Origin of the sequence: Vibrio sp. 1F255, from assembly GCF_041439145.1 — a bacterium.
GTDB classification, from domain to species: Bacteria; Pseudomonadota; Gammaproteobacteria; order Enterobacterales; family Vibrionaceae; genus Vibrio; species Vibrio crassostreae_C.
On sequence record NZ_JBGONQ010000032.1, the window covers coordinates 56,822 to 71,986 of the forward strand.

Below are 15,165 nucleotides of genomic sequence, written 5' to 3' on the forward strand. Positions count from 1 at the left end.
AAGCCCTAACGTAATGCTAGGGCTTAATTCTATCGACCTTATATACAACTCTATATATCGTTCACAGCAACATCCAAAGTTTGTGAATTATCACTAAGGGTCGTTGCTCCAATCGTTAATACCCGGCCATCAGTGTAATATTCATGATCGTCATTGATCACTTCCACCGTTGCTAATGGGTACTTGTCTAACTCGATGTCTGGTAGTAACGTTCGTATCTGATTAGCAAGCCGATCTCGCTCTTCATCAACATTAGGGTCAATGTTATGAAGCACGGTCACAATGCCTGAGTAAGGCGTGACTTTAAGGCCATCATCATAGCTAATTGCGCCTAACCACTGAGGCTGGTTAGTTTTAATATCAACACCTGCACGCCACCAACGAATATGGCTGCGCTTCATCAGGTTACCCGGCAATTGAAAAGCCATATCTTGCGGCTTGTCTCGCCAATATAAATCAGACACTGGCGGCGTTTTTTCTCTAAGCAATGCGAGATAACCAACCCATTCAATCTCATTTCGAGAGAAGGTTTGATTCTCTATCCAGCCTAATTGCTTCATTAAGTCTCTTGGGGTTGCTCCAACATAAATTACGTTGATCGCTTGCGCCGAGTAGAACGAAGATTTACCGGGGAACGCTTTATAGGTAACCGAGTTCCAGTCGACTTTGTTTATTTGAGCCGTATCTGGTTGATTCTGAAAGTCATCCGCTTTCCAGAAAAAGTGAGCGTAGTTCGCAAACAATACCCACGCCAACAACAGCGCACTAGACTTAAGTACTAAGCATCGCCACTTCATTCGGTAACCGATAATGGTGAAGACTAATACCGCGAACACACCAACGATCAAGCTATTATGCTCCGAGATAAATATCTTAAGGCTATTAAGCCACGGGAAGTTTTCAACGCCGTGCGCCAGTAACATGCCCCAAGCAATGAACTGCCCTCCACCAAGGGCCAAACCGATAAACGCCAACACACTAAAATTACGCCACGGTACACGATGCGAGCCAGCTATAAATGGCACAACCCAAGCGATAGGCCCTAATAAACGAGCAAAAAGAATGATGTATGTGCCTTTGCGAGCAACCAGATAGCGGCAGCGCGCAATTAATCTTTTGGTTTTAGGGCGAAACTTAATGAGCCTTCGTTGCACCTTAACACCGTATTTATAACCAATGAAATAACTGAGTTGATCACCAAGCAAACCACCTAGCATCACCAAAACCAACGCCATCCATGCACCTGAATACAGTTGAAAGCCCGCTGCGATAAAGAACGGCTCTCCCGGTACAAATAGGTTTGGGCCAATGAGAGCATCACCCAATGCTCCCAGAAACAACCCTAGTCCATCAAACATAACAACCTCAATGCTTACTGTTCTTTGTAGTGACCAAACTTGTAGTTCATCTCGTTATTACGCATTTCTCCTTTAAAGAAGCGTCTTACATTGGCTTTAAGATAAGTAGAGCCTGTCTTCACAACGCCATCTTGGTCTAAGCGACGAGGGTCAAAACCAAAAGTCATATTTAGGAATCTAAATCGCCATGTTTTGCTCGCACGTTTTACGTAGTCACAATCTTCACACAGGACGATCTCTTCATCAAAACCGCCGATCTCATCATGCGCCCGTTTAGTCGAGAAAATACATGCGCCAATCGCCGTCGGGAAAAAGAACTGAGTAGTAAACAAGCCTGCGTTAAATAGCCCGTAACCAAACTTGTGTACAAGCGGCAAACCTTTCGAGCTCATGTACACACCCGCCACTTCAAGCTTCTTCTCTTCTAGTTCATAAAGCGCTTTCGCAAGGAAGTTTCGAGGCAAGCTCACGTCAGCATCTAAGAAAAGGATTCGGTTGTATTGCGCCAATGAAGCACCCGTGTTTCGGCCAAGGCTCACACCACGGTTTTCCATGTGATGCACCGTTAATTTTGGCAACGCGTTTTCATAAGCTTGCGCCACTTCTCTGGTGTTATCTTCACTGTTCGAGTCGACAACAATCACTTCAAACTCTTGGTGGGTTTGCACGCTCAACTCTTCCATTAAGCGGCTAATGCGTTTCTCTTCGTTTAGCGTAATTACGACAATGCTTACCGGTTTCATATTTTCACCTATTCATTCTGCTGTTTAATTAACACTAAGATTAACGAACTAAGACTTAACCAAGTCTTAGGCAAACATTAATTTTCCGTTCATTAACTTGATGATTTAGCAGTGATATAAATAGATAAGGATTGCGATGTAAAAGGGAGTAAAATGCGCTAAACAAGCGTTAGCGAACGTTTTATCTCCAAACGAACCCATTATCGAAGGAAATTCACTTTGAGATGGGCTTCTGACTTGCTCATATTGGAATGTGATGTTAGTATCCGCGCTCGCTTAAGCATGAACTTTTATGTTTAAGCATTACCACACACTCAAGGTCGCATTGAGGTGTGAAGTTAATTTTTACTAATTTGAGAGTAAAACTATGAAATTTGAAGCAGTAGTACGTACTGAACTAGGTAAAGGTGCGAGCCGCCGCCTACGTCACGCTGGTAAATTCCCAGCTGTAATCTACGGTGGCGAAGCTGAAGCTGTAGCTATCGAACTTGTTCACGCTGACGTGATCAACCAAATGGACAAGCCTGAATTCTACGAAGCAATCACTCTACTGATTGACGGCGCAGAAGTTAAGGTTAAGCCACAAGACGTTCAACGTCACGCGTTCAAGCCAAAAGTTGAGCACATGGACTTCATCCGCATCTAATTCCCTACCAAGGAATAAGATTGGATTAATCCAGCCTTCTGCATAGAAAAGATAATCGATCTTACCAGTCGAGAAATCTAGAAATTCGAAACCCCGATGCTACCAACATCGGGGTTTCACCGTTTTTGAGCCCTCAAAAAACGTCCAAAACATCTTATCGAATCCAAACTAAAGATACCTACCCACGCGCTCTACTTCTTTCAAAGCAATACCATCGGCTGCTATACCAACAGGAGCTGAACCTAGTGAATACCACTTAACATCATCAGTCTCTTGAGCGGTGATATCTCCTTTCCAGTCACTCACGATAAAATAATGAATCAACTGAAGTTCCTTCGTAGGATGGTAAAGCGAACACAAGTATTGGTAATCAATCGGAACAACATTAAGCTCTTCATCAAGTTCACGAAACAGCGCCTGAACCTGGTTTTCACCGTGTTCAATATGGCCGCCAGGTATAGTGATTAAACCGGGATCGGTCTCCCTAGACTCACTACGCTTTTCTAGTAATACCTGCGATTCCTTCAGCATGATAAAAGAAACACACTCGTGGACATCCATCTAATTTTCCTAAAGCCGTTACAAAGGTAGTTAAGTTTGTTGTTCTAGCTTGTGTTAATGCTTAATTTACAACAAGCTTTTTACTCAGCCTTTCATACAATTCAAAAGCTTCTGTTTTAGATATCAAATTTCCGAGAGCGTATTGATGAGCTAGCTCAATATCGTCGCTTTGATTGGAGTAATAGCGCTTGGCGACTGCAGCACACTGGCTCAGGTTGGTGTACCAGCTGCCGTCTTGCTCAGCCACAAAGTAATACGCAACTCGAACCAACTTCTTTCCAATCACCTTAGCGACATCCGCATCAGTCATTGTTTTGAAACTCGAGGGCATTTGCTCAAGAAAAGTAGACAAGTCACCATTGAGAGCTTGAGCGATTTCAATGCTTGGTTTGTATAGTGGGAACTCATTAGATAAATCATTCCCCCAAACACAACAGCAGCAATGCTTGAGCCAAAAGTGCCAGTGATACTTTTCCGTGGGTTGCAGAACATCCCGCAGGAAGCCAGGATCGATATCAAGCTTGGTCACTTGCGGATAGGTTTGGGGTATGGTGTCGGAAAGTAGGTTAAATACTTCCTTTTCTCTCTGACCAACAGGCGTAGCGAGTACGATAGAAACATCCAAATCAGAGCTACCAACAATGGCCGTTCCTCTAGGCACGCTTCCATACAAGTAGATACCATCAACTTGACTTGGAAGTTCTCTTAGCAACGAATCAACGACTGCTGACACCACTTCTTGAAATTCAGGCGCAATGTTCTTTGGCGAATAAAGATTTTGAATGAACCCTTCTCGATCGAGTCCTCTATCTAGCTTCTGCATACCACTTTCCTCACTAAGCCTTTTTCCAATCAGAACGTAGAACCGCCAACACAACTGTATCCCACCATTGACCTTTGAAGAATCGATGATCTTTAAAACACGCTTCTTGTTTCATTCCTAGTGACTTACATAATTTAATCGCAGCCAAGTTCTTGCTGATGGTTTCAGCGTAGATACGGTGTATGCCTAACTCTGAGAAACCAAAATCAGCGAGGGCTTCAGAAGCTTCTATAGAAAGCCCTTTTCCCTGAATTTCCCTTGAGAAAGCACAGCCCATTGAAGCTTGTTTATCGCGTTCAAGACGTAAACAAACGGTTCCAATAAACTTCCCCGAATCTTTGCTTTCAACCGCTAGCTGATAGGACTGGCGTGGTACTTCCAAAGCCTGTGCAACAAACAACTGGGTTAGCTCTCGATATTTGTTAGGTTCACAATCACTTTCATCATAGAAACGCTGATACTTAGCGTCTTGAGACATCGCAACAAAGGCACACTCGTCTTCGAGACTCATATCTCGAAGAATCAACCTGTCAGTTTCCAGCTTAAACATCAAAATTCCTTTTTATCTTATAGCCTTGAAAGGAAAAGTCTCGGAGGTGTTTACTCGTATACTTTCCCGTTATGCTTCAACCAACCATGAGTGTGATGATTACGAGGGTCTTTGTGCGTCCAGTGCATTGCGCCACCTTTCTTGTTCCACAATCAAATGTCATTTGGGCTGACTAAATAAGTCCCTATCTAGCGGTGCTTGTATTGAGTCGGACAATAACCTCTCGAAACGTCCGAACTGCGTAGTTTTACATGCTTGGTCGAGCGCCCAGAAACACGTGAGCGCCACAGCTTAAAACTGCCAAGCTTGAGATGGCTACGCATGAAACGAATCACTTGTGATTCATTTAAACCAAATTGGTGCTCTATTGCCTCAAATGGAGTTCGGTCTTCCCACGCCATTTCGATAATTCTTGATTCATTCTCTTTAGATAGCATCATGCATACTCTTCCTTTATAAACTGGAAGAAATACGCCCGTCTTAGATTTAAAGATCACAAGTGACCACTTTGAACCACACGACTTATAAAGTTCAATAAAACAACAAGCTAACTCAAATTATGGCTATTTGCTTTCCAGCCACTCAGAACGCAATAGACCATACTTAATCGAGTCATAATACTCGCCTTGGTAATAACGCACTTTTCTTAGCCTAGCTTCTTGCTGGAAGCCTAATTTGAGGGCTAGTGACATCATCCGCGGATTACCCGACCAAGTGGTTAAACCGACACGCTCTATCTGCTTGTTTTCGAATAGGTAAGATACCCAAAGAGGAAGAGCTAACGCAGCAATACCCTTCCCCCAATAGTCGGAGTTATAAATGACTACTCCGACTTCAAGCCAACGTGTCTCTTCACACTCCCAATAACAACTGACGGTTCCTACAGGCACATCGTCTACAACCACCAACTGTAAGTCGGATCCATTGAGTAACCGTTGAAACGAACGGCTTTCAAATTCGTCTAATGACGGGTGGGAATATGGGAAATAAGGGCCGTTAAACTTCGTCCACTCATCGTTTGAGATAACCAAAGCATAAATGGTGGCTAATTCGCTAGGCATGGCGGGCCTAATACTTACCTGCATTTTCTCTCCTTGGTTTGCTGCTTAGGTTTGGTTCTTGGTCTAACTTCTAGAGGGATTAGTCGCGACCACAGCAGTCATTAATCTCATAATAACCATTAATAATAAAGTAACTAAATCGGATGACTACCAATCTAGCAGCTAGGCAATCATGGGGTTAAATAAGCTTGTGCGAACTCTCTAAGCACTCTCGCATTATTGTGGTATTTGCTATCCCCGCACTTTGTGCCATCTACTCTGATGTCCGGGCTGGAATATGCAGGTATAACATCTCGCTCATAAGACATCACTGTGCCTCTGTCAGCACAAATTGTACCGAAGGAATATTGAGGAGCTCTTGGATAGGTTCCAGAAATGTAACTTTCTATACTATCAAAATCTTTCAATAACGTTTTATAGTCATGATTAGCACCACTTAAATGGCCAATTTCATGCTCCATTAAGTAATCAGGGCAGTTTATCGCTAAAGAAAAAAAGGAGGATACCGAAGAAGACATACCACAATAATCAGACTCAAAGCTAAAATTATAATTAGAAAATACTATCCCAGTAAAAATGGGGACGCCGTCTTCTGTTGTTTCTGGAATCGGTTCTTCCATCGAGAGTTTTAATAACCTCTCTGCTGCGCCCAAATCTTGAAACCAAAGGCTGTCGATTTCAGACGTATAAGTCACCTTAGTGACTTTTCTCGTCATAGGGACGCAGGAGTTTTTTAACACCAGATTCGAATAGCTTTCCCATGTCGCTATTTTAGAGGCTATAAATGCTTTGGAATATTCATCTAACACCGATTCATCAACATAAAGGTGGATTTCTGTATTCAAAACCTCGCTCTGTACACAAGTAGGAAACTCGATGCTTTGAGCATTGGAGAGTCGACTATTGCTCAACACTATAATCAAAACACAACCAACTAACTGGATGAGCCTTTTAAAAGAACTCTCACTGACTCGTGTATTCATTTCCACCCTCTCCCTATATTCAAAACCACAAAGAGCATCAAAAACGCCGTGACTTAAGATTCATATCAACCCCCATTACACATATAAGCATTGGCCTCTCAAAGTAACCTGCACTACCTGTGTTTTTCAGAAAATAAAAAGCTCGCCATACAATGACGAGCCTTGTTGATTATGGGAGCTTAACGCTTATAAGACCTTAACCTTAACAGATCTAGCCACTAAGACAGCTGATCGCGTAAAGCCAATTCAACGTTTTTCAATACTTTGAACTCTTCTCGAGTACAACCGCGCGCCACGGAAACCCAATGGTCGCCAGTTTCATCGGCCCCTTTAAACTCTGCACGCAACTCATATCGTCGCCATGTAACAAACGCCAAAATAAAGGTCAGTGCAAGCATTGGTAAACCGAACTGAGGAACAAATGCCCAAGTCGCCGCCGAGAGGACTAAAGCCAACGAAACGATATTGATTGCGTTTTCTTTAAGACCCAATTGACGAATTTCTAACTGTTTGATTTTACGTAAGCTATACACATCTTTTTTAACTCGGAGTTCATCAGAACCCACCAGAAAGTCTGATGCTTTGTATGACCTACGAAGTCGCACTAAATTCGCTAACCTGTTGCGTGTTTGGTTCTTATTCATCGCCTTTCTCCATGTTATTTAAAGGTTAGTAAAAACTAATATAATCATGAAGTTAATGAACGAATTCTTGTTTTATAAATCAAACCAATATTAAAATCAAGCCTATGCCATTAATAACAATTATAACAACACCACTTAGCATATAAAATTCAAATAAAAAGAAGGCTTATTGAGGAGTCTACTCATCGTAAATCGATGTACTTTAGTTAAGTGAGATATAGGCCGATAATATTTCCAATAACCGACCAAACATACCAAACGGCGGGCATAATTCCTCCTGCTTTGTAACCACTTATTTCAACGCGATTTTTGCGACAAACTTCGTGTTCAAGGAATGCTGAACAGTGGTCACATAACGCTCCACTTGTCATAGGTCGCATAACTCCCTTGCCCACTATCCATCCGGCTTTTAAATACCTGAATCACTCAATTGAACATATCAATATAGCTTATCGATTAAGCAATTGATCTCATAATGTAGAGTCTGTACGCTTACACTATGCACACGGTTACCTAATGGAGATCACGATGAACGAACTACTGACATGCGCTATGGAACAGAAACAACGAACAACGGTGACGAGTTTATTCGCAAGAAATGGATTTAAGATCGCAACGACTGACTTTGATGATGTGACTTTCGAACGTGAAAATGTGTTGGTCAACGTTCGATTTGATTCCTCTTCTAACGTTGAATCGATTTCAACTCTAAACAACTAACGAGCTCACAAGCAGGTCGCTAAAATAATTGAATGGCCAACATTCGAGTCATTTTAGCGTATCTTGCAACCTGCCCTTTTCTACTTCATCCCCATCCTCTTCTCTTCCAAAAGCCACCGAGTGACAATTAAATCAATGACTCGCAATTCCATGAACTTGGCTTATATTTATTAATACCCTTTGTACAAAAATTCGAAATGATGCCTGTGTTCCTAACTCGGTTAATTTATGTCAGTACGCTCTGTGAAAGTTGCGATTCTCAGGCTTTGAACGACATTCTTCAGATTTCACACGACCGCAATAAGCAAAGCCATTTAACAGGCCTTCTAAGCCACAGTGATAAGTATTTCCTGCAATGTATTGAAGGTTCGAGAACCGCAGTGAATCATACTTACAATCATATCTTGAATGACACGCGACACAAAAACGTCATGATTTTATATTTCAAAGAGATCGATTGTAGGCAGTTTGGTGATTGGTCTATGGGTGATATTCCACAATCTAGCCTAACTGAACTGGTTAATTTACAGTTTTCAACATCAGACCAGTTCAACCCGTATGAGATGTCAGGAGAAAGTGCCTACCGAATGCTTCTGGAATTGAAACAGAATTTGCCATCAGAATAGATCTTCGACCCGACTTAATCCGTAGAGCGAGCAACAAAAAGCCCCAACGTATGGGGCTTTTTGCGTTTTATTGTAAAGGCAACTATTCGTTATTCTTCGGTGAACTCTAATCGCTCTCGCTGCTCACCGCTTCTTGTTCACTGCCAGCAAGAGCTTGCTGTTCGGCGGTAATATCAGATTCTTTGAACACAATGAACGCGCGGCGGTTTAATGCATCGGCTTTTTCAGAGCGTTCATTAATCGCAGGCTGCAACTTACCAAATGACTTCACTTCCCAGATAAACTGCTTAGGGTCGAGTTTGGTTTTGAGGTATTCAACCACCGTTTCTGCGCGGCGCTCTGCCAGCTTTTCATTGTAAGAAAGTGAACCCGATTGGTCGGTGTGCCCTGCCACCATTATGCTACCTTGCAGGCCGCTCAACTTCGTTGTGAAGTCATCTAACTGAGTTAGATCTTCTTGCTTGAGTACTGACTTATCGAAATCGAAGTGTGGCGTCATTGCCATATAAACTTTACGTTCTGGTTTTGGTGGCTCACAGAAAGGCATCTCTTCGTACTTCTGAGCTTCTTCAAACACAATAAATGCACGGCGGTTCTCCGCTCGGTCTTTATCTGTCTTACCAAACAGAAGAGGTTGAGTCTCACCAAGGTGTTTCACTTCCCAGTCATATTGCGTTGGGTCTAGTTGCCCTTTCAAATAATCTGCGACCGATTTAGCACGGCGCTGTGAAAGACGTTCGTTGTATTCCAGAGAACCTTTGTAATCAGTATGGCCGACAATCGTGATACGCCCTTTGAGGCCTCTGATCTCTTTAACAAAGGTATCCAAGTTGATCTTATCGAGGTCGCGTAATTGATATCTATCAAAGGCAAAATGCTCTGCGATGGCGATGTGCACCTCACGCTCTGGCGCCAAACACTCGCTGATTAAAAACTTAGACACATCGATGCCAGCAAACTTGTCTCGGTTCTCCTGACTCACATAGGTGTCGGTTGCACAGCCGGACAACAGCAAAGTACTCATCACTGCGCTTATTAGGAAAATAATTGTTTTCATCTTACTCTTAACTGTCACTTCGAATTCTCAACTCTTAACTTTCAAGCCACTTTTGGGCTGGCTTAGATCTTACCGACTAAGTTAATGAACACACCGGATGCGTCGTAGTCGTCATCATTGGTTAAGTCACTATCAAACGCAGAGAAGTTATAACCAATCCCCATTTTAAAGTTCTCGCCAATGTGCTTGTTCACCGAAACTAGCGCACCGTGTTCTAGCTCATCGTTGAGTGTGTCTGTTTTCCAGTGGTATTCACCCGTCACATCCCACTCTTTCATCACGCGATAAGAAGCGCTAAGTCCATATAGGTCGATGTCACTTTTAACCATCTCATTCGCACCAGATGCTCGTTCAAAAGCTTGCTGTTTGTCTTTATGGGCGTACTTAGTACCGACGTCCCAATGTTGGTCAATCGAATAGATCGCTTCAACTTCAATGATCTGACTGGTTTCGTCTTGATAATCCACATCGCGATCCAGTTGATCGAAATCTGCAATATACGTGTAGCGGCTCAGTAAATTGAGTCGATCGTTGTAGATCGGACGATACGCGAGGCCGCCAGTGGCTTCAGTAAATTGCGCCATGGTTTCGCCCGTAGTCTCGCTTTCGGTAATGGAGTAGTTGTACTTGCCGAACAATGTGTACTCTTCCGTTAAGTGATGCGTATAACGGTTGGTCGTCACGATTTGTTGAAGTTCTCGCTGAGCGATGTCAGGGTCGTCTTCACTCTTATCCACTCGGTATTCAAATTTGTGGCTAAGGGTTATGTCATCTAGGTCAATTGAGGCATTGAAACTGATGGATTCACGCTCTGTGGTAATGTTCTGGTCATCTTCAATTTCACCAAGCTGATAACCAATCCCCATCTCGACATCTTCCGTCACATCGTAGCCAAAGCCGTATGAGTCGATACGGCCATGACCATCATTTTCATCAACAAACTGGTTCTCTTGGTAAAAATCGACACTGCTGGTGAGGTCTGCACGCTGACCAACAATCACGTTGTTTTGGCCTTCGTAGTTATCATCTACATAAGTTACGTAGGTTGAGTGGTCATCGGATACATCGTAAGTCACAGTCGCTTCTGCTACTTGGCCTCGGTCGCCATCGGTGTATTCGCCACCAAGAGACAAGTCTTCCAACACTTGGAATTCAGCACCAATCGACGCGCTGTCGTTTTCGTCATAGTCATCCGACTGGTCGACGGTCTTTTGCCCTTTGACGTAAACGCTGTTCTCGCTGTCCCACATGTATTCCAAACGCACACCTGCTAAGGTCGCATCGCTGTGCTCGTCGTTTTGGTTAAGCTCTTCAGTTTGTTGCCCTGCCGCCGAAACTTTGATGTGCTCGGTGATTTTAACTTGAGTCTCGATCTCAATCGTTTCAGTATCTGTTTCTAGATTACCATCGACATCGCGCTCTTCATTGGTCGAGAAGCGAGAGAGAACCGCCAAGCGATCGGTGGCTTGCAAACGGAGCTCTGCACCGTAAGCTTCTTGTTCAAGGTCATCGCTGCTGCTTGCGTAGCTGTATCCCGCGTCTTTGTCTCGATACCAAAGCTTCAGGTCATTACCAACGGCACCAAAGATGGTTGGAGCAAGATCATAAAGGCTGGTGACAGCTGTGATTTGGACACTATCACCCTCGCGGTCTTCCAACGTGTCGCCAATGGGCGTAAAGGTTAAACCACCATCAGTAGAGACGAAATTCGACTCGGTTTGCCTACCTTCACTATGCGCAAACTCAGCCTTAATGTAAGTCCCTTCAGTGGCACGTAGCGTTAAGTCCGTACCGTAAGACTCGTAGTCTTGGTTGTCCTTTTCTTGAGTCGCATACGTCACGCCAACACCAACGTAATCGTTGATCCAACCTTTAGCACGACCACCGTAAGACATCGCATCTAATGAATCTGAACCTTGTGGAACATACTCATAATCGACAACCAGAAAGTTTTCGTAATCATCGCCGTTTTCAATCACGCTACCAAAGCTATCGGATAGGATGTTGTCGAGCGGCTTAGTCAGAATGATTCGACCTTGGTACGGGTCAAAGTCATAGTCGACGCCAGGCTCAAGTGGGATTTCATTCTGCACTAGGCCAGATTCATCTTTTACTTTGACGTAAACTTTGTCACTTCCAGGTACTGCTTCACCATGACGAAGGAAGTACAGAGAACCGCCCGTACCTAAGAACTCATCGTGTGCATACAAAGAGTCTGCTTCGGCAGTAAAACCGACCACGTTCAAACGATCTTCACCGTATTGTGTAGTATCGCGAGTACGATAATCAGCTTTGAAACCATAGAGGCTGCGGTTGTAATCGTTGTTCTCGGTGCCTGTTAAACCCGTGTTGTAGTTACCCCACAAGTATTGAGACTTATCGTATTCAACATTGAGGTAAACCTTGCCTTTGGTGTTGACCACTTTTTCGATGTTTGAGCTGTCACCATAGTTACCGTAATAAAGCTCATCGTCGTCTTCGAGGATATCGAACACATCCGAATCGTCGGAGGCGAACGGATGTTTGAACATGTCTTTGATTTCACTTTCTCGCGTATCAAAGTGAGTCGTTACACGAAGTTTGTCGCCAAATTTACCCTGACCAAAGTACGCTAAACGACCTTGGTTATAGATGTCATCTTGGTACTGGTCATCGACACTTAATGCATCGCTATTACCAGACACATTGTTCTTACCAACATAAAGATCAGCCAAGCCGGTTTGTGCGTAGTAAGTATCTGGAATACGAACGTACAGCTTGTAACGACGTTCATCACCGTTATCAAACACAACCTTGGTTGGGAAAATGTAGGAGTCTGTAGGTAAGTACTGCTCTGCGTATAAGTTGCCATCTTCGACATCAAATTCATCTTCACCGATGATGACTTTATCTACGCCCTTTAAGCCGGAGCCGATAAATTTCGCTAAGCCCGCATTGGTCGGGATGTTGTGACGCATCAACTTAGCTTGGCCGTAGCTTTTATCTTTGCTCTCTTCATCGTCGTTATCGTTTCGGTCGATATCGACTTCAGAGTCCGGCTTGACTAAGTCAGTCACACCAACGGTGGTCACATCCATGTTGCCATCTTTGTCCCACGCTTTTAGGCGGAACATCAGCTGCTCACCGACCTCAAACTGATAATCAACATCAGTTTGACCATCCCAATTGATGTCAGAGTCGTTCGCCAGTTTATCGCCTTCAAGCACAGCGATTGGCTCAGACAGACCAAAGTCACCCACTCGGTACACTTCCAACTGGTACTTTTTGATGTAGTAACCGTAGTTGGTGGTAATGGTGAAACCGACGCTGTCACGCAGTGTGCCTTGTTCGACTTCTAATTCATCGCTGACACTGACATCTAATACTGGGTCAAAGCGAGTGATGTCACGGCTTGCCCAAATAGCGCCTTGCTCTAAGTAAATACGCGAGCTGTCTTGGTCTTGGTTCGGCTTGGTGATTTCAATGCCAGTCGTCTCAGAACCGAGTTTTTCAAGCTTACCTGTGTCTTTCGCTACCGCCATTACAGGGATGGCAGTCAACAAACACGTCGCTAAACGAGACTTACTAAATACTTTCATACAATTTCCAGATACGGTTCCAATGGCTTACTTCTGTTCACTTTGTTGGTCTTTGCGATAAACGCTAAAGTTGAACTTGGTGAGCTTGTTCGGGGTAATTCGCAACACTTTCGGGTTTTCGCTTACCACTTCCATGGAGGTGGAGAGCGAATCAGTGTCCAACTTCACTAGGAAGTTCTTACCTTTCTTATTGAGTACCCATTGGTCGGGCACGTGGTAACGACCGTACTGGTCTGTGTAAATAACGATTCCCTCAACCGTCATCAACTTAACGCCCGGAATACCATCTTCGTAAATACCTTTGTTCTCGATAACGATTTCCCACAGGTAATCCTCACCATCGCGATACAGGTTTCTGGTTACGTTGAGATTTTCCGCGCTCAGTCCCTTCTTCTTATCGGATTCATGCTTAAACTGAATCTGACCTTGTGCGTCGAACTCGATGCGAGAGCCCGCATCAGTCGTGACGTAGAAATCAAAGCTTTGCTGCGTGCGAGTTTTAAATTGAATCACCACTTTGCTGGTTTCTGGCAGTGTTCGATTTACTGAGTGTCCCCAAAGGTCACCAAGCTCCAAACCTTGTTCAAGTGCAGTGGTTATCGCACCATCTTGAATAGCAACGTCTTGACCATCACGAATGATGTGCGTCGAATCAGCGATGTAACCTTGTGTTGCTAAGTTCGCAGTTAGCTCAACATCAAACGCGGTTGCATCAGCTTGGAATCCATCTTTGTTATGATCTTCAAAAACTTTACCGATGATCGATGAGGTATCGAACACCTTGTCCGGCTCAATGGTCACTTTGGCGATGTCTTCATTAGAAACAGCCGAGCCATCAACCTTCGCTACTGCGGTGTTGATGTAATCACCAAAAGTGGCACCTACCGAGACACGCAATAAGTAACGAATACGCAGCTTCTCGCCCGGATCAAAGTTCAACGATGTGAACATTAACTTGCCCGTATCTGATGGATCTTGAGAGATAACCTGATCGTCTTCCGTACCGAACTCACCATCAATGCCGCTTAGCACAACTTCTGATGTATCCACGATGTATTTCAGACCACCTGGGTAACGGTCTTCCACAGTCACGTTCTTAAAGTAAGATTCATTGTTGTTCTCAACGATGATCTCGTACTCAACCGCATCACCCACTTGCGCGGTATCTTGCAACGCAGACTTGGTCAGCTCCAACTCTCCAGAATTATCAGGAATCTTCTTGATATGAGTAGTTACACTGTCGCTGGTTTCGGTACCGTCAGATTCGGTCGCCGTAAAGGTATTGGTAATGTCGTCATCCAAGCCCTTACCTAGCGTACCCACGACCTCAAACGCGTAAGCATTTCGTTTGTTGGATTTCAGGTTAACGGTAGTGTCTAAGTCTTTATTCGACGGGAAAGAATGACGCTGAATAACCGCGCCCGAGTCGTCGACTTCCACACCTTCAATTGTCCAATCGATAAAGACTTTATTACCTGTGCTGTTTTGTAGTCCACTGATCTCATCGGTTAGACGAACATTAGCCGCGTTACCTTGACCGTTGTTGGTCACGGCTAAGTAATAAGTGACACTGTCGTCATCTTCGGTGTATTCAGGCTTATCAGAACGCTTTTCAACAACCAAATCAGCACCCACTGGCGGCAAATCCAAAGCAGATACTTGATCTGCCAATGCCTGCATCGAGGTTTCAGAGGCCAACATGCCTTTAGAACGAGCGCGCATCGCTGGGCTACCAGTTAAGTCGAGGTAGTATCCAAGCACATCGATATTAGTCAGCATGTCTTCGTTGACCGTCAATGTGAACGTGTAATCAAT

General features: G+C 44.0%; 14 protein-coding genes and 2 pseudogenes. 3 read left to right on the top strand and 13 right to left on the bottom strand.

Annotated elements, in window-relative coordinates:
- Positions 1-50 precede the first annotated feature (50 nt).
- Positions 51-1,358 carry an LssY C-terminal domain-containing protein gene (locus ACED41_RS17085; protein ID WP_371725322.1) on the bottom strand — a complete coding sequence of 436 codons (1,308 nt, stop codon included), beginning with the start codon at positions 1,356-1,358 and terminating at the stop codon, positions 51-53.
- Positions 1,359-1,372: 14 nt separating this feature from the next.
- On the bottom strand, positions 1,373-2,101 hold the full coding sequence (locus tag ACED41_RS17090) for a glycosyltransferase (RefSeq protein ID WP_017070601.1): 729 nt from the start codon (positions 2,099-2,101) through the stop codon (positions 1,373-1,375).
- A gap of 367 nt (positions 2,102-2,468) precedes the next feature.
- Here ACED41_RS17090 and rplY point away from each other — a divergent pair, with 367 nt between their 5' ends.
- Positions 2,469-2,747, top strand: coding sequence for a 50S ribosomal protein L25 (gene rplY / locus ACED41_RS17095; protein ID WP_017060373.1), 279 nt, complete (start codon positions 2,469-2,471; stop codon positions 2,745-2,747).
- A 168-nt stretch (positions 2,748-2,915) separates the two neighbouring features.
- Here the strand turns inward: rplY and ACED41_RS17100 are convergent, their stop codons facing one another.
- The 8 genes and pseudogenes from ACED41_RS17100 to ACED41_RS17135 all read right to left on the bottom strand — a co-directional run bounded on the left by ACED41_RS17100 (position 2,916) and on the right by ACED41_RS17135 (position 7,369).
- Complete coding sequence (locus ACED41_RS17100; protein WP_017060354.1) at positions 2,916-3,308, bottom strand: NUDIX hydrolase; 393 nt, start codon at positions 3,306-3,308, stop codon at positions 2,916-2,918.
- 61 nt (positions 3,309-3,369) lie between these two features.
- Positions 3,370-4,131, bottom strand: a complete 762-nt coding sequence (locus ACED41_RS17105; RefSeq protein ID WP_371725323.1) for a nucleotidyltransferase domain-containing protein — start codon at positions 4,129-4,131, stop codon at positions 3,370-3,372.
- Between the two features lie 13 nt (positions 4,132-4,144).
- Entirely contained in the window at positions 4,145-4,681 is a 537-nt protein-coding gene (locus ACED41_RS17110; protein WP_102320615.1) for a GNAT family N-acetyltransferase, read from the bottom strand.
- Between the two features lie 50 nt (positions 4,682-4,731).
- Positions 4,732-4,830, bottom strand: a pseudogene (locus ACED41_RS17115) (DUF3465 domain-containing protein); the annotation flags it as partial.
- A gap of 39 nt (positions 4,831-4,869) precedes the next feature.
- Entirely contained in the window at positions 4,870-5,121 is a 252-nt protein-coding gene (locus tag ACED41_RS17120; protein ID WP_017067224.1) for a TIGR03643 family protein, read from the bottom strand.
- A gap of 123 nt (positions 5,122-5,244) precedes the next feature.
- The gene (locus ACED41_RS17125; RefSeq protein ID WP_102536993.1) at positions 5,245-5,766 is read right to left on the bottom strand and encodes a GNAT family N-acetyltransferase; all 522 of its coding nucleotides are present in this window, start codon (positions 5,764-5,766) and stop codon (positions 5,245-5,247) included.
- Positions 5,767-5,912: 146 nt separating this feature from the next.
- Entirely contained in the window at positions 5,913-6,725 is an 813-nt protein-coding gene (locus tag ACED41_RS17130) for a hypothetical protein (protein ID WP_371725324.1), read from the bottom strand.
- Positions 6,726-6,943: 218 nt separating this feature from the next.
- A complete protein-coding gene (locus ACED41_RS17135; protein WP_017065381.1) occupies positions 6,944-7,369 on the bottom strand; it encodes a hypothetical protein in 426 nt (141 codons plus the stop codon).
- Between the two features lie 528 nt (positions 7,370-7,897).
- Here ACED41_RS17135 and ACED41_RS17140 point away from each other — a divergent pair.
- Together ACED41_RS17140 and ACED41_RS17145 are read left to right on the top strand one after the other, a co-directional pair.
- Positions 7,898-8,089: a hypothetical protein gene (locus ACED41_RS17140; protein WP_137001724.1), complete on the top strand. Its 192-nt coding sequence runs from the start codon at positions 7,898-7,900 to the stop codon at positions 8,087-8,089.
- A gap of 206 nt (positions 8,090-8,295) precedes the next feature.
- Positions 8,296-8,715 carry a BLUF domain-containing protein gene (locus ACED41_RS17145; protein ID WP_371725327.1) on the top strand — a complete coding sequence of 140 codons (420 nt, stop codon included), beginning with the start codon at positions 8,296-8,298 and terminating at the stop codon, positions 8,713-8,715.
- Between the two features lie 106 nt (positions 8,716-8,821).
- On the opposite strand, the gene ACED41_RS17150 is transcribed toward ACED41_RS17145, so the two are convergent.
- The 3 genes and pseudogenes from ACED41_RS17150 to ACED41_RS17160 all read right to left on the bottom strand — a co-directional run.
- Positions 8,822-9,772 (bottom strand): OmpA family protein, encoded by a 951-nt coding sequence (locus ACED41_RS17150; protein WP_371725325.1) that lies wholly within the window; start codon positions 9,770-9,772, stop codon positions 8,822-8,824.
- A 62-nt stretch (positions 9,773-9,834) separates the two neighbouring features.
- Positions 9,835-13,350, bottom strand: a complete 3,516-nt coding sequence (locus ACED41_RS17155; RefSeq protein WP_108166203.1) for a hypothetical protein — start codon at positions 13,348-13,350, stop codon at positions 9,835-9,837.
- Between the two features lie 27 nt (positions 13,351-13,377).
- A pseudogene (locus tag ACED41_RS17160) lies at positions 13,378-15,165 on the bottom strand (hypothetical protein); the annotation flags it as partial.

What these genes read in the sequence shown, in the direction of transcription:
- ACED41_RS17085 (WP_371725322.1), bottom strand. Translation starts at nt 1,358, where the DNA reads ATGTTTGATGGACTAGGGTTGTTTCTGGGAGCATTGGGTGATGCTCTC.
- ACED41_RS17090 (WP_017070601.1), bottom strand. Translation starts at nt 2,101, where the DNA reads ATGAAACCGGTAAGCATTGTCGTAATTACGCTAAACGAAGAGAAACGC.
- rplY (WP_017060373.1), top strand. Translation starts at nt 2,469, where the DNA reads ATGAAATTTGAAGCAGTAGTACGTACTGAACTAGGTAAAGGTGCGAGC.
- ACED41_RS17100 (WP_017060354.1), bottom strand. Translation starts at nt 3,308, where the DNA reads ATGGATGTCCACGAGTGTGTTTCTTTTATCATGCTGAAGGAATCGCAG.
- ACED41_RS17105 (WP_371725323.1), bottom strand. Translation starts at nt 4,131, where the DNA reads ATGCAGAAGCTAGATAGAGGACTCGATCGAGAAGGGTTCATTCAAAAT.
- ACED41_RS17110 (WP_102320615.1), bottom strand. Translation starts at nt 4,681, where the DNA reads ATGTTTAAGCTGGAAACTGACAGGTTGATTCTTCGAGATATGAGTCTC.
- ACED41_RS17120 (WP_017067224.1), bottom strand. Translation starts at nt 5,121, where the DNA reads ATGATGCTATCTAAAGAGAATGAATCAAGAATTATCGAAATGGCGTGG.
- ACED41_RS17125 (WP_102536993.1), bottom strand. Translation starts at nt 5,766, where the DNA reads ATGCAGGTAAGTATTAGGCCCGCCATGCCTAGCGAATTAGCCACCATT.
- ACED41_RS17130 (WP_371725324.1), bottom strand. Translation starts at nt 6,725, where the DNA reads ATGAATACACGAGTCAGTGAGAGTTCTTTTAAAAGGCTCATCCAGTTA.
- ACED41_RS17135 (WP_017065381.1), bottom strand. Translation starts at nt 7,369, where the DNA reads ATGAATAAGAACCAAACACGCAACAGGTTAGCGAATTTAGTGCGACTT.
- ACED41_RS17140 (WP_137001724.1), top strand. Translation starts at nt 7,898, where the DNA reads ATGAACGAACTACTGACATGCGCTATGGAACAGAAACAACGAACAACG.
- ACED41_RS17150 (WP_371725325.1), bottom strand. Translation starts at nt 9,772, where the DNA reads ATGAAAACAATTATTTTCCTAATAAGCGCAGTGATGAGTACTTTGCTG.
- ACED41_RS17155 (WP_108166203.1), bottom strand. Translation starts at nt 13,350, where the DNA reads ATGAAAGTATTTAGTAAGTCTCGTTTAGCGACGTGTTTGTTGACTGCC.